General features: G+C 68.8%; 14 protein-coding genes and 3 pseudogenes. 9 read left to right on the forward strand and 8 right to left on the reverse strand.

Going from position 1 to position 16956, the window contains the following annotated elements; translation table 11 throughout:
* Positions 1-25: 25 nt before the first annotated feature.
* The 7 genes and pseudogenes from ACGFZS_RS16625 (at position 26) to ACGFZS_RS16655 (ending at position 8847) form a co-directional block, all read left to right on the forward strand.
* Complete coding sequence (locus ACGFZS_RS16625; RefSeq protein ID WP_393795661.1) at positions 26-1117, forward strand: isocitrate/isopropylmalate dehydrogenase family protein; 1092 nt, start codon at positions 26-28, stop codon at positions 1115-1117.
* Positions 1118-1146: 29 nt separating this feature from the next.
* On the forward strand, positions 1147-1833 hold the full coding sequence (locus ACGFZS_RS16630) for an aspartate/glutamate racemase family protein (protein WP_393795662.1): 687 nt from the start codon (positions 1147-1149) through the stop codon (positions 1831-1833).
* A gap of 124 nt (positions 1834-1957) precedes the next feature.
* Positions 1958-4633 carry an aconitate hydratase AcnA gene (acnA, locus tag ACGFZS_RS16635; protein ID WP_393796019.1) on the forward strand — a complete coding sequence of 892 codons (2676 nt, stop codon included), beginning with the start codon at positions 1958-1960 and terminating at the stop codon, positions 4631-4633.
* Between the two features lie 83 nt (positions 4634-4716).
* The gene (locus tag ACGFZS_RS16640; RefSeq protein ID WP_393795663.1) at positions 4717-5922 is read left to right on the forward strand and encodes a lactonase family protein; all 1206 of its coding nucleotides are present in this window, start codon (positions 4717-4719) and stop codon (positions 5920-5922) included.
* A 109-nt stretch (positions 5923-6031) separates the two neighbouring features.
* A complete protein-coding gene (locus tag ACGFZS_RS16645) occupies positions 6032-7252 on the forward strand; it encodes an MBL fold metallo-hydrolase (protein WP_393795664.1) in 1221 nt (406 codons plus the stop codon).
* A gap of 334 nt (positions 7253-7586) precedes the next feature.
* A pseudogene (locus ACGFZS_RS16650) lies at positions 7587-7723 on the forward strand (DUF933 domain-containing protein); the annotation flags it as partial.
* 200 nt (positions 7724-7923) lie between these two features.
* Positions 7924-8847 carry a transporter gene (locus ACGFZS_RS16655; RefSeq protein ID WP_393795665.1) on the forward strand — a complete coding sequence of 308 codons (924 nt, stop codon included), beginning with the start codon at positions 7924-7926 and terminating at the stop codon, positions 8845-8847.
* Positions 8848-9028: 181 nt separating this feature from the next.
* Here ACGFZS_RS16655 and ACGFZS_RS16660 read toward each other — a convergent pair whose 3' ends face one another.
* The 3 genes and pseudogenes from ACGFZS_RS16660 to ACGFZS_RS16670 all read right to left on the reverse strand — a co-directional run.
* Entirely contained in the window at positions 9029-10405 is a 1377-nt protein-coding gene (locus ACGFZS_RS16660; RefSeq protein WP_393795666.1) for a DUF317 domain-containing protein, read from the reverse strand.
* 66 nt (positions 10406-10471) lie between these two features.
* On the reverse strand, positions 10472-11599 hold the full coding sequence (locus ACGFZS_RS16665) for a DnaB-like helicase N-terminal domain-containing protein (protein ID WP_393795667.1): 1128 nt from the start codon (positions 11597-11599) through the stop codon (positions 10472-10474).
* Positions 11599-12189, reverse strand: a pseudogene (locus tag ACGFZS_RS16670) (DNA cytosine methyltransferase); the annotation flags it as partial. The pseudogene ACGFZS_RS16670 and the gene ACGFZS_RS16665, both read right to left, overlap by 1 nt.
* Before the next feature lie 18 nt (positions 12190-12207).
* Between ACGFZS_RS16670 and ACGFZS_RS16675 the strand changes: the two are divergent.
* A complete protein-coding gene (locus tag ACGFZS_RS16675; protein ID WP_393795668.1) occupies positions 12208-12735 on the forward strand; it encodes a DUF6584 family protein in 528 nt (175 codons plus the stop codon).
* Between the two features lie 57 nt (positions 12736-12792).
* Positions 12793-12972, forward strand: a pseudogene (locus ACGFZS_RS16680) (IS5/IS1182 family transposase); the annotation flags it as partial.
* A 295-nt stretch (positions 12973-13267) separates the two neighbouring features.
* Here ACGFZS_RS16680 and ACGFZS_RS16685 read toward each other — a convergent pair.
* From ACGFZS_RS16685 to ACGFZS_RS16705, 5 genes are read right to left on the reverse strand one after another with little or no spacing between them, the layout of a single operon-like run.
* Positions 13268-13753 carry a hypothetical protein gene (locus ACGFZS_RS16685; RefSeq protein ID WP_393795669.1) on the reverse strand — a complete coding sequence of 162 codons (486 nt, stop codon included), beginning with the start codon at positions 13751-13753 and terminating at the stop codon, positions 13268-13270.
* Positions 13754-13776: 23 nt separating this feature from the next.
* Positions 13777-14550: an aldo/keto reductase gene (locus ACGFZS_RS16690; RefSeq protein WP_393795670.1), complete on the reverse strand. Its 774-nt coding sequence runs from the start codon at positions 14548-14550 to the stop codon at positions 13777-13779.
* The gene (locus ACGFZS_RS16695; protein WP_393795671.1) at positions 14547-15143 is read right to left on the reverse strand and encodes a hypothetical protein; all 597 of its coding nucleotides are present in this window, start codon (positions 15141-15143) and stop codon (positions 14547-14549) included. The genes ACGFZS_RS16690 and ACGFZS_RS16695 overlap by 4 nt, the downstream gene beginning before the upstream one ends.
* Positions 15140-15745 carry an exonuclease domain-containing protein gene (locus ACGFZS_RS16700; RefSeq protein WP_393795672.1) on the reverse strand — a complete coding sequence of 202 codons (606 nt, stop codon included), beginning with the start codon at positions 15743-15745 and terminating at the stop codon, positions 15140-15142. Before ACGFZS_RS16700 ends, ACGFZS_RS16695 begins: the two co-directional genes overlap by 4 nt.
* The gene (locus ACGFZS_RS16705; protein WP_393795673.1) at positions 15742-16932 is read right to left on the reverse strand and encodes a radical SAM protein; all 1191 of its coding nucleotides are present in this window, start codon (positions 16930-16932) and stop codon (positions 15742-15744) included. Before ACGFZS_RS16705 ends, ACGFZS_RS16700 begins: the two co-directional genes overlap by 4 nt.
* Positions 16933-16956: the final 24 nt, after the last annotated feature.

Genomic DNA, 16956 nt, shown 5'->3' on the forward strand with positions numbered 1-16956 from the left:
CCCCCACGAACAACAGAGGAGTCCCGTGGTCACCAGCGGCATCCCCCACCGTTACACCCTCGGCGTCTTGCACGGCGACGGCATCGGCCCCGAGATCGTGCCGGCCGCCGTTCTGATCGCCGACACCGCGCTCGCGGCCACCGGAGCCCCGCCCATCACCTGGCAGGAACTCCCCCTGGGCTGGCCAGCCATCGAGGGGTTCGGGGAGGCGACCCCCAAGGCCACACTCGAGTCCCTCGCGGAGACCGACGGGTGGCTGCTGGGCCCTCACGACAGTGCTTCCTATCCCGAACCGTTCCGTTCCGAACTCAACCCCAGCGGCACCATCCGCAAACACTTCGACCTGTACGCCAACGTGCGCCCCGCCAAGGCGTTCGGGGGTGGCGACGTCATCGCCCCCGGAACCGACCTGGTGATCATGCGGGAGAACACCGAAGGCTTCTACGCCGACCGCAACACCCACCTGGGCACGGGCGAGTTCATGCCCACACCGGACGTCGCCATCGCGATGGGCATCATCACCCGCACGGCCTGTGAACGCATTGCCCGCGAGGCCTTCGAACTGGCCTCCCGGCGGCGCAAGAAGGTCACCATCGTCCACAAGGCCAACGTCCTGAAGCTGACCACGGGGTTGTTCCGTGATGTGTGCCGCGACATCGCACGGCACTACCCCGACGTCACGGTGGACGACTTCCACATCGACGCGATGACTGTGCACCTGCTGCGGCGGGCCCATGAGTTCGATGTCGTGGTCACCGAGAACATGTTCGGCGACATCCTCTCGGACCTTGCCGGCGAATTGGCCGGATCGCTGGGAATCGCCCCCTCCCTGAACGCCTCACAGGACCGCGCCATGGCACAGGCCGCACACGGCTCCGCGCCGGACATCGCCGGGCAGAATCTGGCCAACCCCGTCGCGATGATCCTTTCCACCGCGATGCTGCTGGAGTGGCTAGGGACGCGGCACCGGGACGAGGCACTCGTGCGTGCGTCACGGATCGTGGAGGAGGGCGTGGCCTCCACCCTCGAGCAGGGGACCCGTACCAGGGACATGGGCGGATCAGCCGGATGCCGTGAATTCGCCGAGGCGGTCGCGACCTCGATCGGGATGCCGTGAGCGGGTATTCGGCCGACAGGTCGCCCACAGTGGCTGTCATCCACGCCGCCCCGGCGTCGATCGAGCCCGCTCGGACCGCACTAGCGGAGGGCTACCCCGAGGCGTCAGTGTGGAATCTGCTGGACGACCGCCTCATCAGCGACGCAGAGAGGGCCGGCGGGATCACGCCCGCCCTGTCCGACCGGATGCTGTCGCTGATCGGCTATGCCGTCCATGGCGGTGCCGACGCCGTCCTGCTGTCCTGCTCCCTGTACGGGCCGGTGCTGGAACAAGCCCGTCAGGAGCATGGGCTGCCCCTGATGAGCTCGGACGAAGGACTCTTCGCAGAAGTCTCGCACCGACGGTTCGACCGTGTCCTGCTCCTCGGCCACCTCGCCCCGGCGGTTCAGGACTCGGTGGAACGACTGCTGCGAATACTTTCCGCCACGGAGGACGGGGAGCACACAGAAGTCACCGGACACACCGCTTCTGGGGCGGCCACGGCAGCCGCGCGGGGAGACCTCGACGCCCTGGAGAAGTCGCTGACCGAGGCTGCCACGCCGTACCTGCAGGAAGTCGACGCGGTGATCCTCGGCATGTTCTCGCTCTCTCCCGCACGTGCCGGCGTGGAGAAGGCACTGGGGCTGCCGGTACTGAGCGCTCCACTCCTCGCCGCCCGCTCGCTACGCGAGAAGGTCGCGGTGGAGGCCGGCGCTTCTCAGGAAGGCCCGCGATGACCTGCCGACGGTGGCCGGCGTGCCTCGCCGCGGCCGGTTACGCCTCCACCTTCTTCGTACCGTCCTTCTCCGGGGTCCTCCCCGAATCATCCGCCGCGGAGGCATTGTGATGGGCCGTAACCACCTGGCGGGATCCGGGCTCGACGCGCTGGGCACCCGGTCACGCCTCGACGTCTTCGGACAGCCGCTGTCGTACCACCGCATCGACCGGCTCGCCCCCGCCGACCTGCCGGTCAGCCTGCGGATCCTGTTGGAGAACGTTGCTCGCTTCCACGACGGCACCAGTCGAGGCGACGACCAGGTGCAGGCGATCCTGGCGCGCGGCGCCGCGGGAACACCGGTGGACCTCTACGCCTCCCGGGTGTTCCTGCATGACACCAATGGAGTGCCTACGGTCGTCGACCTGGCTGCGATGCGCGACGCCATGGCCGACCTGGGCGGCGACCCGGCGCTGGTCAATCCGGTCATCGCGTCGGAACTCGTCATCGACCACTCGGTCATCGCCGACGTCTTCGGACGCCCGGACGCGCTGACCCGCAACGTCGAGCTGGAGTACGCCCGCAACGGTGAGCGGTACCGCTTCCTGCGGTGGGGACAGCAGTCGCTCAAGAAGTTCGCGGTCGTACCTCCCGGCACCGGGATCATGCACCAGGTCAATGTGGAGCACCTCGCCCGAGTGGTCATGGTCGAGGACGGCCTCGCGTTCCCGGACTTCTGTCTCGGGACCGACTCGCACACCACCATGGTCAACGGACTCGGCGTACTGGGCTGGGGCATCGGAGGCATCGAGGCCGAGGCCGCCATGCTCGGCCAGTCCATGTCCGCCCTGGTCCCGAACGTCGTCGGCGTACGCCTCACCGGCGAACTTCCCGCCGGAACCACGGCCACCGACCTGGTCCTCACCCTCACCGAACTGCTGCGGGCACACGGAGTCATCGGCAAGTTCGTCGAGTTCCACGGCACCGGCCTCTCGGCCCTGCCGGTAACCGACCGTGTGACCATCGCGAACATGAGCCCCGAGTTCGGCTCGACCTGCGCGCTCTTCCCCGTCGACGACGAAACTCTGCGCTACCTGCGGTTCACCGGACGCTCCGAGGGACAGGTCGCACTGGTCGAGGCGTACGCAAAGGAACAGGGCCTGTGGCACCAGCCCGGGAGCCCGCCTCGCTTCTCGGAAGCCGTCGACCTCGACCTGTCCACCGTCGTCCCCTCACTGGCCGGGCCTTCCCGGCCCGAGGATCGCGTTCCCCTGGACCAGGCCAAGACCCGCTTCCGTACAGCGGTCGAATCCGTTCGTCAGCACGGCGCGAGCAGCGACACGAAGACCTTGAGCACGGCCACCGTGGTCATCGACGGCACCGCGCACGAACTCTCGGACGGCGCGGTGGCGGTGGCGGCCATCACCTCCTGCACCAACACCTCCAACCCGGCGGTCATGGTGGGGGCGGGACTGCTCGCACGCAACGCGGTCAGGGCGGGACTGCGGAGCAAGCCGTGGGTCAAGACCACCCTCAGCCCCGGCTCACGAGTCGTCATGGACTACTACCAGCGAGCCGGTCTCATCCCCGACCTGGAGGCCCTTGGCTTCCACCTCGCCGGGTTCGGGTGCATGACGTGCATCGGAGCCTCCGGCCCGCTCATCGGCGCGGTGTCCGAGGCCATAGCCGAGACCGGGCTGACCGTGACGTCCGTGCTCTCGGGAAACCGCAACTTCGAAGGTCGTATCCAGCCCGACGTCGCGATGAACTACCTCGCCTCACCTCCCCTCGTCATCGCATACGCCCTCACCGGCACGATGGACATCGACCTGCGCACCGAACCTCTCGGTCACAACCTGCAGGGGGAGCCCGTCTATCTGCGCGACATCTGGCCCGACCCGGCCGAGATCGAGGCCGTGTCGTCCGGGAGCATCGACGCGGCGATGTTCACCGACGCCTACGCGAACGTCTTCGCCGGCGACCGGCGGTGGCAGGACATCAGCGTCCACGCGACCGAGAGCTTCGCGTGGGACGAGAACTCCACCTACATCCGCCAACCTCCGTACCTGAACGGGATGACCAGGGAACCTGAAGCCGTCAAGGACATCACCGGGGCACGGGTACTGGTCAAACTCGGTGACAAGGTCACCACCGACCACATCTCTCCGGCCGGCGCCATCACCGCCTCCAGCGCCGCGGCCCGATTCCTCACCCAACTCGGTGTACCCGCAGGGGACTTCAACACATACGCTTCCAGGCGCGGCAATCACCAGGTGATGATGCGGGGCGCGTTCGCCAACATCAGGCTGCGCAACCAGGTGGCCCCCGGCACCCGGGGCGGCCGGACCCGCAACTTCCTCGCGGACGGGCGAGAGGACTCGATCTACGACACGGCGGCGGCCTACCGCGCGGCCGGAGTCCCCATGGTCGTCGTGGCCGGCAAGGACTACGGCGGTGGGTCCTCCCGGGACTGGGCCGCCAAGGGGCCCGCGCTGCTGGGCATCCGCTCCGTGATCGCACAGTCCTTCGAACGCATCCACCGGTCGAACCTCATCGCCATGGGCGTCCTGCCTCTGGAACTCATCGACGGCGGGCCTCAGGACCTGGCCCCCACCGGCACCGAGACGATCACCATCTCCGGACTGGAGTCCCTCAACTCCGGACACATCCCGGCGACGGTGCGGGTACTCGCCGACGGCCGTGAATTCACTGCCCGAGTCCGCCTGGACACCCCCCGCGAGGCCGACTACTTCCGCCACGGCGGCGTCATGCCGTACGTCCTGCGCGGACTGCTCGCCCATCCCGCCGAAGCCGACCAGTGAGGTGCACCCTCGTGAACCCGATGGCCTCCCGGAGGACCGTACTGCTGGCATCGGCCGCCTCCCCTCTGGCGTTAGCGGCCACCGTGCGTGACGCTACGGCGGCCACCCACGCCGGTAACTCCACCGGCTCCCGTGGAGGCTCCGCTGCCCAGTACGCCTATGTGGGCTCGCGGACCACGACACAGCGCAACGCCCGAGGCGTCGGCATCACCGTATGGCGTGTCGACCCCGGCCAGGACTCCTGGGAACTGCTGCAGACCGTCCCCGCCGACGACGGGGATCCCACCACACCGGTGTCGCCCGGCACTATCCCGGTCAACCCGTCCTTCCTCGCGCTCAACGCCGAAGGCACCCGCCTGTACGCCGTCCACGGCGACGCCACGAGAATCAGCGCCTTCGCCGTCGACCCGGCCCGGGCCACGCTGACGTGGCTCAACACCGTCGACGCGGGGCGCGGCAACCCCGTCCACCTCACGCTCGACCCCACGGGACACTGGCTGGTCGTCGCCTTCCTCGCGGTCCCCGGATGCGTGGCGACCCTACCCATCCGGGCCGACGGCTCCCTCGGGCCCGTGGCCGGCGTCCTCGAACTTCCCGGAGCCCCCGGTCCGCACAAGACCGCGCAACTGGGTCCCAACCCCCATCATGTCGTCTTCGACCCCACCGGGCGGTGGCTGGCGATACCCGACCGTGGCCTGGACAGGGTCTTCGTCGCCGAGATCGACACCGGCACGGGTGCGCTGACCCTCAACGACCCCGGGTGGGTGCAGACCAGGGAGACAGAGGGGCCCCGGCACATCGCGTTCCATCCCCGACGTCCCCTGGCCTACGTCCTCAACGAACTCCGCTCCACTGTCCACACCTACCGGTGGAACGTGCAGGCAGGCGTCCTGACGCCTCTCCAGACACTCTCCGCGACCGAGCCGTCCATGACCGGCGACAGCCGCGCCGCTGAGATCGCCGTCTCACCCGGCGGCGGACACGTGTACGTCTCCAACCGGAGCGGGGCCGGGGACTCCACTCCCGGCGGGCCCGCCCCCGACACCCTCGGTGTCTTCACCGCCGAACGCCACGGTGGCCTCAAGCCCGTCGGCTGGGTCTCCACTCATGGCATCCGGCCACGCTTCTTCGGCGCCGAGCCGACTGGACGGCGGCTGTTCGTCGCCAACGAGGTCACCGACACCATCGTCGGCTACGACCTGGAGGCCGGCGGCGGTCACCTACGTCCCCTCGGCGTTCTCGCCGAGACCGGTTCCCCGACGTCCATCGTCTGGCGCAGCGCGCACTGACCCGCAGCGCGCCCCGTCCACCAGGGGCAGGAAGCAGGCGCCCGCCCTTTCCGGTCCCTAGCCCGTTCCGAAGTCAGTTCCGACACGCAGGTCGACACAGGAGGAAACGATGACGCGTACCAGGCGTGAATTCGGCGCGATGGTCATGGCAGGCGTGGGCGCGACGGCCATCCCGTCCGCCCTGAACATGAGTACGGCGGCTGCTCAGACCGCCGAGGCGCCGACTGCGACGGCGGCCCAGGCCGCCGCGGAGCAGCCTTGGGGAGGCCCGCTTGCCCCCGACAAGCCGCTGGCCAAGGCCTATGCCGACGCGGCCAAGGCGCTGGCGGAGGTGGACGACAACCCGATGATCCGCTGGCAGTACCGCGTGTGGTGCCAGACCGGCTACCGCAGCCCGGGCAGCGCCGGCACGGGGCAACCCGTCGACCAACTGACGGATCCGACAACCGACTTCGTCTCGCCCAAGGGCTTTCTGTACAAGGACTACGTCCGCCCCATGCCTGCGGGTGGCGTCCGATTCCTGGACAACGCCTGGTTCTTCGGCACCGACTTCACCGGAATCGTGGTTGTGCGCACTCCGGACGGGCTCATCATGCTCGACGCGTTGACCAACCCGCAGGACATGCGCAGCCAGTTCCTCGACCAGGCCGCGGCCGCGGGACTCGACCCCCGGGACATCCGCTACGTGTTCCTCGGCCACTCCCACATCGACCATGTCGGTGGCGCCAACCTGATCAGAGACCACTACGCCCCACACGCCAAGTTCGTCATGGGGCAACCCGACGCCGCGGTCATCGCGGCCCAGCGTGCCGACCTGAAGAAGCGGAAGGACGAGTACACCGAGGAGGAGTACCGGGCGCGGTTGGCCCTGCTCCCCAGCCGGATCGACATCGAGGTCGAGGCCTACCCCGGTCACACCGTCGGCATGAAACGCATCCGGATCGGTCGCCGGACGACGGCCGTCGCCATGCTCGCACCCGGCCACACCATCGGCCAGATGCACGTCATCGTGCCGGTCGTCCACCAAGGGGAAACCCACAAGCTCCTCGTGTGGAGCGGCAACGACAACATCGACGCGGCAGCCCAGTACGCGATCTCGACCGATTTCGTCCAGGGGCTCGCCGGCCAGGAGGGCGCAGACGTCTTCCTCAACACCCACGCCTACCAGAGCGCCGCCTTCAGCCATCTGCGCGCGCTCAAAGCGGATCCGTCGGCGCCCAACCCGCTGCTGATGGGCCGCGCCGGGGTCCAACGCCACCTTGAGATCTTCGGCAACGCCCACCGTGCGCTGGCCCAGCGCCTCATCGACGGGACGTGGAAGGCGATGTAGCGGAAGGACCGAGGCCGCTGGCGTCGACGGTAACGAGTTGACTCGTTCGTCGTATGGCGTCGCGGTGTGCGCGACAGCCCGGGCACCTCTGTACGAGATGCCCGGGCTGCACCGACGGCTTTGGCTTGTTCTGCCGGGTGTCGTGTCGGTGATCGGTTGGGAACCCGAGGCTTGTCCTGGAGCACGGCAAAGGTGAGGAGTTGACCGGGGGCGGGGTGCGTATCCCGCGGAGGCTCGGACTCTGCGAGCAGGCTAGATCTGGTCGTTGTCGCAGATCGCTCCGATGGCCGGAGAAGGGAGGAGTCGTCACTACCTTTTGAATAAGAGGGGGGACGCGGTCGGTGTGATTCACACCGACCTCCAGAAGGGCTTCATCGAGCGGAGGTCATATCCGTCGCGGACTTGGTGGAGAGGGGCTCGGTCGCAGAGGCTGACGTCAAAGGGAAGGCATGGATGGAGGGCATGGAATAGGTGATGCAGCACGGGGACGTGAGTCCGGTTCTTCGGGGGCAGATCCCTTGATTTCTGCCCTGCTGAAAGCTTACTGATCGCGCGGGTACCCTGGGTGTGCACGGCCGTTTGGAGAGGGCCATGCCGTTTATCGGGCCTTCAGCACACGTTCTTCACATGATTAAGGCCCGTCGCGGAAATAAATCTCTTGCCGCCCGACGTTGTCGATCTCCGATGAGGAAACGGGGGCGGATGGTTTGAAACTGTTTCGTACAGACGTAGCGAAAAACGGCCTGACCGAGGTCACGGCGCGTCTTGCTGAGGCCGAGGCGGATGTGCAGGGTTTCGTCGAGGCGCATATGGAGACGTTGCTGGGTGTCCGGTTCCTGGCGAGCGAGTACGGCACCGGGTCGGTGCACGGGGGCCGGATCGATTCGCTCGGGCTGGACGAGAACGGCTCGCCGGTTGTGGTGGAGTACAAGCGCGGTACGGATGCCGGTGTCATCAACCAGGGCCTGTTCTATCTGGCGTGGCTGATGGACCACCGGGCGGAGTTCGAGCGCTTGGTCCGTGACCGGCTCGGGGTGACGGCCGCTTCCCAGGTGTTGTGGAGCGGCCCGCGTCTGATCTGCGTCGCCGGCGACTTCACCCGCTACGACGTGCATGCCGTGCGGGAGCATCGGAGGCCGATCGATCTGGTCCGCTACCGGCTCTTCGGTGACGACCTGCTCGGGCTTGAGACCGTGGCCTCCGTGAGCGGTGGCATGCCGGTGGCCCGCCGGGCACGGCGCCGGGTGGTTGCCCGGGCGGCGGCCGACGTACAGGGCGTGGCGATGGCGGAGTTGGCGGGCGCGGTCGACGAGGTCCTGCTCAGGCTCGGGGACGGTGTGAACCGGGTTGACCGCAAGACCTACCGGGCGTACCAGCGGTTGCGGAACTTCGCCTGCCTGTGTCCGCCGCAGCGGAGCAAGCTGCTGGTCTACCTGAAGGTCGACCCGAAGGACGTCGACCTGGTTCCGGGCTTCACCCGGGATGTGTCGGGTCTCGGTCACCACGGGACGGGTGATCTTGAGGTGCAGCTTCGTACGATGCGGGACGTGGAGCGGGCGCAGGATCTGTTCCGGGCGAGCTACGCGGCGGCGTGATCGGCTGCCGCTGCCTGTCTCCTGGCCGGCTCGACTTCGTGCTGTGTCTGCGGTCGTGGGCGGGGGCCTTTCGACGTGCGGGCAGGGCGTGGCGGTGGACTGTCTATGGTGCGCGGGATCGCCGGTTTGGCCAACCGGCGATCCCGCGCTGTGTTGCCCCGCCCTCGTGCGTCGTCGGCGGTCAGCGTGACCGGCTGGCGGCTGCACTGGCCGTGACGGGAGCGGTGGCCGGCGGGCTGGTGGTGAGGCTGGTCTTTCGTGCGCGGCCTGCGGGCCGGGCGTGGCGGGTGCCGGTGTCGTGGGCGAGCGTTTCAGACAGGTCGGCGAGCAGTGAACTGGGGGTGTAGGGGGATGCCGTGACGGTCCAGGTGGGGTGGTCGGTGCTGGGGCCGGACCAGAGGGTCCAGGTGGTGAGGTTGCTGTTCGGCTGGTGGGCGGCGAACGCGTCGAACCGGATGCCGACGTCTTGGGAGGGGTCCGTCCACCGGATCCAGCGTCCGTCGACGGTGTGCTCCCAGCCGGCGTCGGTGAGGGGTTGGGTGGCGGCGGTGACGGACTTCTCGGTGACGGGGCTTCCGATGGCGGTGTCCCACGCCTCGCCTGCGGCGAGGTGGCGGAGCAGGGTCTCCAGTACGGGGGCGGGGGTGGTGCCGGTGGCGGTGAGGTGCCACATCCTGTCGGAGACGGGCGTCTCGTAGGCGGCCACGGTCCAGGCGGCCTCGCGGGGGTCTGCTTCGTGGACGCGTTCGATGCGCAGGGTCTGGGACTCGTGGATGGCGTGTGTGGTGTCGGCCGACCAGGTCCGCCATTTCTGCCATTCCCGGTGGGAGTCGATGAACGTCTCCAGGAGCGCGTCGTGGTCGCCGGCGTCGGCCAGGTAGGCGGGGACCGTCTCCGGGCCGGGGCGGGACGGTTGGGCCTTGGCCGTGGTGACGTCGAAGACGGCTCGTGCTGCGATGGCGGCGCGTTCGGTGTCGGTCAGGGGCGCCGGGCCGGGGCGCATCGCGGCTGCGTGGACCTTCTCGAAGGCGAGCAGTGCCGCTGCGGGTGAGTCGAAGGTGTCGGCGATCTGGCGCAGGTGGTTCTCGCCGTGGAGGTAGACGGACTTGCCGCTGCGGTGAAGGTAGGTGCCGACCGCGACGGTGGCGTGGCCGTCGTGGGCGTGGGCGTGGGCGTGGATGAGGAGGTGGCCGTGGCGGATGTCGTCGTAAATCTGTTGCGCCTGGTTGGAGACCTCGCGGATCTCGCTGCGGGTGCACCACGGCATCGGGTAGTTGGCCCAGGTCCATTCCTCGTCCATGGCCTCTTGGAGCCGGGGGGTGATCTCCACGGCGATACCTTCGGCGCACAGGTGCTCGGCTGCGTCCTTGGCCCAGTGGGGCTCCTCGTGATCGATGCGGGCCAGGACCAGGACGTTGGTGGCGGCGACGCTCCACTCGACAGCCTCCAGGGCCACGAGGGCGATGTGAGCCTGGCTGCCGGTCAGGACGGCCTGCACGGCGCTCGGGTGAGTGGGGTGGGTATCGAGGCGGACGTGGGCGTCGATGGCGGGAGTCATGTGAGGGGTCTCGTCTGTTCTGCCGGTGGCCGGGCCGTCGGGTCCGGCCACCGGCGTATACGGGGGCTATCGGGCTGCTCGCACGGGGCGGGTGGCGTGCGCGGCCGTGGTGGTGGGTGGGCCGGCGCGGGTGGTGGGCGCCGCTGACGGGCGCCGCGTCGGGACCGTGGTGGTGGCGTGCTGCCAGCGGGTGCGGACGGCGCCGATGTCGGCGAGGGCGCGTCGGGCGCCGACGACGAGCTGGAAGGGGGTGTTCGCCGGGTCGCCGGCGTACGCCGTGATGCGCCGGCCGGTGTGCTCGGTGGTGGTCAGGAGGGAACGCTGCAGGGCGCGCTCGGCCCAGTGCTCGACGGATCCCGCCGGTTCGGCCAGCATCCGCAGCACCTCACCAGGATCGCTTCCGTCGTCGAGAAGGCCGCGTTGCTGGGCTTCCCACAGGACGGTGACGGGGTCGACGGGTTCCTGGCGGCGGGCCAGGGCGGTCAGGCACTGCCACAGGCCGGCGTGCAGCGGCACGACGAGGTCGCCGGGGAGCAGCCACGGGACGGCGTCGATGCCGGCCGGGTAGGCGGTGGCGGTCGCGAGTAGCAGCCGCTCCTCCTCGATGGCTTCCATGTAGTCGGGTACAGCGGGTGGCGGCGGAGCCGCGGTGCGGGGCAGGACTCCTGCGCGGGGCGGGAAGCGGGCTGCGATGTCGTCCACGAGCGTGGCGAGCGCGTCGGCCTCGGTGAGCACCGTCTGGACGGGGTGGGGGAGGGAGGCGTCGTGGACGGTGTGCACGAGGCGTTCCGCGGCTGCCTCAAGGCGGCGGCGGGCGTGTTCGGCCTCGACCATCCGCGCGTAAGCCGGGGCGTGGCGGGGCCAGGGGCAGACCTGGACGAGGGTGTGAAGGTCGGAGGCTGTCAGCCCACGGGCCTGCTCGCGTGCCGTGGTGAGCGCGAGGCCGAGCCAGGTGGCGTTCTTCGAGTGCTCGGCCGGGTCGGGCGGCGGCAGGGTGCTGATCGCGGCGAACACGGCCGTGTGGGCGGCGGTGGAGAACGAGTCGGCGGTGATGCCGGTCAGGTGACCGAGGAGGCGGGGATCGAGGAGGAGGGCTCCGAGGAGGGCCTGCTCGGCGTGGAACACCGGCTGCGGCAGCGCGCTGGCGTAGAGGTCGAGGTCGTGGTCGTCGTGGGGTTCTGGAGTGTGGGGCATTAGGCGGCGAGGGTGAAGTCGTCGGGGTCGAGGCGGACGCCGAGGTGCGGGGCGAGGAGATGGCCGGCGAGCAGTGGCGGGACGGCGTTGCCGATCTGCGAGAACTGCTGGCCCTTGTTCCCGGCCCAGGGATAGTCGGCGGGGAAGGTCTGCAGGAGGCCGGCTTCTTGTGCGGTGATCCGGATCGGCTCGGGAACGGCCGGCGCATCGGCTTCTTTGGCCGGCGGCGAGGCGGGTTCGGCGACCCAGGTGCACTCGTTCGCCCGGTGCCCGAAGAACAGCGTCCCCGCTGGCTCGGACAGTGGACGGACGGTGGCGTTGGTCTGGTTGTTGCTGCGCAGGGACCATGACCAGCGGTGGGCCTCGGCGGTGAATATCGCCGCCTGAGTGTCGGCGGCACTGGTCTCCTGTGTGCTGTGCCTGGCCTCCCGGCCGGCGCCATCACGGCGGGACTGCTGGATCATCCCGTTCGGCCGGGGTGTCCACGTGCCGCGCTCTCGGGCGTCGGACAGCGTCTTGCGGGAGCCCGACGGGAACGGTTCGGGTCCGCCGCCGGGTCCGCCGCCCGCGCACACGGTGGGGACAGGCCGGTACCCGATCATTCGTTCATGCCCCTGAGAGAGACCCTTACCCGAGTCGATGCAGACCTGGTCGCCGGCCGGGTCCCCGTGGCGCGCCAGCGCTTGCGCGGTCTCGTCTCATCCTTCCCGTACGACCTGACGCTCCGCCGGCATCTGGCCGGGGTGTACCGGCTCTACGGCGATGCCGCCGAGGCCGGACGCTGGATGTACCTCGAAGAGGACCGCAACGCCGACGAGACCGCCGCTTTCGAAGCGCGGTACGGATCTCCCGGGTGGCGGATGAAGGCCCTCGCCTGGCGCGGCCCCGAGGCCATGGCTGCCACGGCCTTCGCGGAAGGGCAGTTGGTCGCAGTGCGGACCGCCTGCTCCGAGAAGCTGGGGCGCCCCGTTGACTGGGACGACCCCGCCTCCTACCGGGACGGCCTGGACGGGAAGTACAAGGCGCCCTCCGAGTCGTGGACGGTCGGCGGTGTGCTGGCGGGTGTCGGCTGCCTAGTGGGGGCCCTCGCGTTCCTCGCCATCTGGGTAAACGGAGTCGTTGCCCTCTTTGGCTGACCCAGGTCATCAGGGCTGGTGAACGGGACACCTGGCGACGAGTGAAATGATCTCGCGGTGTCGGCTGTGATCACGGCGTCGCAGCTGTCCTGGATAGCCCCGTTCACCGGGTTGAGCCCTCGCTGTTTCCGCACGTTAGTGACGCAGCTGCGGCACGAAGGAGCTGACGCGGTCCGCAGAGGTCGGCCGTGGAGCCTGCCGCTGGAGGACCGGGTGCTGCTGGTCACGGTGGTGTGGCCAGCGGAGAACTGGGCTTGGTCGGCGGGTACGTTCCTGCGGTCGACGGCTGAGGCGAGCAGAACCTCGAAGGCGGTGTCACGGTAGCGGCGCACGGTCTTGCGATCGAGGCCCGAAATGGCGAGCGATCTCACGGATCGGGGAGCCAGTCTTGGCCACGCGGCTGATCACCTCGTGCCGGCTTCGGACCCGGTCCACTGTCAGTGTGGCCGGCATGAGGTCCAAGGCGGTGCGCCGCGGCGGGGTCTGCTGTTCGGTATTGGAGTGGCGCCTGGTTGGCCAGCCGCGTCAGACTTCACCCCGTGAACTCCTCCAGGATTCCGGTCCGTCCCGTGCCAGCATCAATGAAGGCTGTTCCCGCTGCGGCTAGGGCCTGCAGTCCGATGCGTACTCTAAGCCGGGACTTGGGTCCCGCCTGCTCAATGAAGTGCAGCGTGGGTATGACGCGCACGTCGGCGCGGGGATCGCGGAAGGTCAGACTCTCGACGGCCGCACGCGTCGTCGGTGCGTAGGCCAGAATGTGAGTGGTGACCTTTCGCCGACGCATCTGTGTTTGGTCGATGGCGATTCGTCGAAGCTGGGGAAGGCCATCGTGGGAGCGGAGTACACGCTGCGCTGCCTCCTCAGCGGTCTGTCCATCGCGCATGTTGCCCACGGGCAGCATGAGCAGTCCGTGTAAGTCGACCACGGTGAGGCAGTCGGCACCGACCGGTATCACGAGCGTCACGCCGATGATGGGCGGCCGCCAGTTCGCGTAGGCATCGCGGCTGTGCGCGGCCATCGCGACGCCTGTACGGTCCGCCACTAGATCGCCTTGCCGTCTGCCGCTGCGGCGATCTCGGCAAGGTGGCTCGGCCGACTGGTGCTGGGGATGGGTGCGATGTGCCTGCCCAGGTTCAGGAGCCATCGGAGCGCTGTGGCAGGCCCGTTGGCGTCGGCGAGGCGGCCGGCGTCGAGCGGCCTGTAAGCGACGTACGGGATGTCAAGGTCCTGGCACGTCTGGACGGCCGGGTCGAAGGGGGCATCGATGTTGAGGACGTTCTGTACTGCGGCGATGGTCAGGTACTTACCGGCCCGGAGGATCTCTTCGCGGGTGACCTTCGACAGACCGATGTGCCCGACCTTGCCCTCTTCCCGCATGGCGTCAAGAACGGCGAGCTGATCCTCGAACGCTACCTGGGGGTCGATGCGATGCAGGTAGCACAGCTCCAGCCGGTCGACGTGATGGCGACGCAGGCTCGCTTCGATGCTGGCACGAAGGTAGAAGGGGTTGCCGAGAGGCACCCACTGGCCTGGGGCGGGCCTGAGCAATCCGACCTTCGTGGCGATGAGCACGCCGTCCGGATACGGGTGGAGCGCGTCGCGGACGAGGTGTTCGGCGGTGTGAGGGCCGTAGGCATCCGCGGTGTCGATGTGGGTGATCCCGTACCTGTTTACCGCCTGGCGTAACACGTTCAGAGCTGCGCCGCGGTCTGCGTGGTCGCCCCACGTGCCGGGTCCGGTCAGCCGCATGGTGCCGAGGCCGAGCCGGGACACCTTCTTCCCGGCGATGGTGATGGTGCCTCCGGGCGAGATCATACCAGGGCCGCCTTCAGGCAGAGTTGAACCGCGGTGTCGATGGCGTGCGCCTGGCTGTCGGGGTCGCTGGTCAGGCGCCGGTGGACGATGTCGTCCTGGGCCAGGAGGAGATGGACGTGCTGGTCGACGAGGCGTCGGAACCGAGGATCGTAGTCGTGGAGGCTTTCGACGGGCTGGCTGTCGTCGAGGACGGTAGCGAACAGGAGGTCGTACTTGGGGAGTTGGGTGGAGGCGAGTGCGAGGAGGCGTTCGCGTTCCAGGCGGTGAGGTGCCTCGCCGCGGTAGTCCAGTGCGGCGTGGAAGTAGGCGATGGCGTCGTGGGCGGCACGGTCGAGGAGCACGACTTCTGCGCCCTGGGCGACCGCGGCGAGTTCGTCGGCGATGCCCTGGGTGATGATCCATTCGGTTGAGGACGCGGTGTGGAGCTGCATCTTGGGCAGGCCGGCGGCCGCGGCACGTTTGCCGAGGCCGCCGGTGCGGGCCGCGGTGATGCCTTCGGCGCGCAGCTCCATCTCGATCCGCTTGAGGAGCGTCGTCTTGCCGGTGGAGTGCGTGCCGAGCACGCCGATGCGTATGGGCGGGGTGGTGGTCACCACAGTGTGGGGTCCTCTTCTGGTCGGGGTGCGCCGGGCAGGCCTGGCGGGACGGCGGCGGCGATGAGCTGGTCCCAGGTCTCGTAGCGGTCGGCCATGGCCAGCAGGAGTTGAGCTGTGGCGTATGCGTCGTATGGCGCACGGTGCCGGCCGATGCGAGGAGCCTGCGACAGGTCCGGGCACGCATGTTCGATCAGGGAGTCGAGCGAGTACGAGGGCAGGTCCGGGTACGTCGCTTTGGCCAGGCGCAGGGTGTCGAGGACGCCGACGGGCTCCCACTTCAGCAGGTGGCGGTTCAGCGCGCGGTAGTCGATGTGGGCGTTGTGGGCGCAGATCCACGCGGTGCCGAAGAACTCGCCGATCTCGTCTGCGAGCTCGGGCCACGTCGGCTTATCGGCCAGGAGGTCGTTGCTCAGGCCGTGGATCGAGATGGCGCGTGCGGTGACCGGCCGCTGCGGACGGATCAGCCAGGCCCCCGCCGTCGTGGTGTCCGGCTGCCCTGCGCGGATGGGCAGTGCGGCGATCTCGACGAGGTCAGGCGGGTTGGTCCCGTTGCCTTCGACGTCGACGACGAGGAGTTCGGGCCAGGTGTCCAGGTTCATGGGGTGTCGGGTCCGTCCTCCGCCTCCCAGCCGATGGGTGCCCGGCCGTGCCGACGGTAGTAGTGGGGTTTCTCGCGGTCGTGGCACTGGTAGCCGAACCCGTGCTGCAGGAAGTAGCGGGGCGGCTCGTCGAGTCCCTCGACGACGATGGCACGATCGTTGATCTCCACGTCGCCGATCGCCCCGAGGGCACGAGCCTCGCGGGTGACTTCGACCGGGTCGGGTTTGACCCACGCCTTCGCGCACAGGGCGATCTGCTCGGGCGGGCAGATGTCGCACAGCTCCCGCACCCCGTAGTGGCCGTTGTAGTCGGCCTCGCCGTGGGCGTATGCGACGGCGCAGCTCGTCTTGCGGAACAGCGTTCCCCACGGCTCGCCGCCGGGGAGGCGGGCTGCTTCGAAGGCGTCCAGGATCCGCTGCTCGGCCGGCTCCGGCATGATCTTGCGGCGGGCGGTGTCGTCGTACGGCTCCGGCAGACCGTTTGCCGCGTAGTAGGCCTTGATCTCCTCACGGAAGAACAGGCCGGTGAAGACGGTGGCGTGTGAGTGGAGGGACAGTTCGCGGGCCCGTTCGATGTGCTCGTCGGAGTCGTTGAGCCCGGGGACGATCGGTCGCCAGTACAGGACGGTGCGGTAGTGCTCGGCGTGCTCGTGGAGCATGCGCAGGCTGTCCGCCGCGTACGCCGAGTTCACCGGCTCGATCTTCGGGTCGTCGATCCCGGAGTGCGTGACCAGGATCGTCAGCCGCAGGTTGCGGAAGGAGTTCAGGACGGCGCAGTCCTCGGCGCCGACCCGCCACCGGGTGATGACCAGCACGTGGTTGGTCAGGCCCCGTTCGTCGAGCTGCTGGAGCACGGCGAACAGGTGCGGCTTGACCACCGGCAGCATCGGGTCGGTGGCCCGGTTGAACAGCTGTATCGGGGTCTTGTGGGGCCGGAAGTAGGGGTGGCCGACCAGGGCGTTGACGGCGTCCGTGTCGCTCATCAGGCGCTTGGGGGTCTTCATGGCGAAGTTGTCGAAGAGGTGGCGTACGCAGTAGGCGCACTCCAGGGGGCAGCCCACGATGTGGTTCAGGGACAGTCCGGACTTGCGGTACTCGATCACCTCGGCGAGTTCGGGCTTCAACTCGCCGATCTGCGGGGCGGTCAGCAGCGGCAGCAGTCGGCGGGGTACGACGGGAGCGGTCACAGGGAGTCTCCAGGTTCTCGATGG

This window comes from Streptomyces sp. NPDC048288 (assembly GCF_043201555.1).
Classification (GTDB): domain Bacteria; phylum Actinomycetota; class Actinomycetes; order Streptomycetales; family Streptomycetaceae; genus Streptomyces.

Bases quoted from the DNA above. Each gene is read 5' to 3' on its own strand.
- ACGFZS_RS16690 (WP_393795670.1), bottom strand. From the start codon at position 14,550: ATGATCTCGCCCGGAGGCACCATCACCATCGCCGGGAAGAAGGTGTCC.
- ACGFZS_RS16665 (WP_393795667.1), bottom strand. From the start codon at position 11,599: ATGCCCCACACTCCAGAACCCCACGACGACCACGACCTCGACCTCTAC.
- ACGFZS_RS16675 (WP_393795668.1), top strand. From the start codon at position 12,208: ATGCCCCTGAGAGAGACCCTTACCCGAGTCGATGCAGACCTGGTCGCC.
- ACGFZS_RS16645 (WP_393795664.1), top strand. From the start codon at position 6,032: ATGACGCGTACCAGGCGTGAATTCGGCGCGATGGTCATGGCAGGCGTG.
- ACGFZS_RS16700 (WP_393795672.1), bottom strand. From the start codon at position 15,745: ATGAACCTGGACACCTGGCCCGAACTCCTCGTCGTCGACGTCGAAGGC.
- ACGFZS_RS16660 (WP_393795666.1), bottom strand. From the start codon at position 10,405: ATGACTCCCGCCATCGACGCCCACGTCCGCCTCGATACCCACCCCACT.
- ACGFZS_RS16685 (WP_393795669.1), bottom strand. From the start codon at position 13,753: ATGGCCGCGCACAGCCGCGATGCCTACGCGAACTGGCGGCCGCCCATC.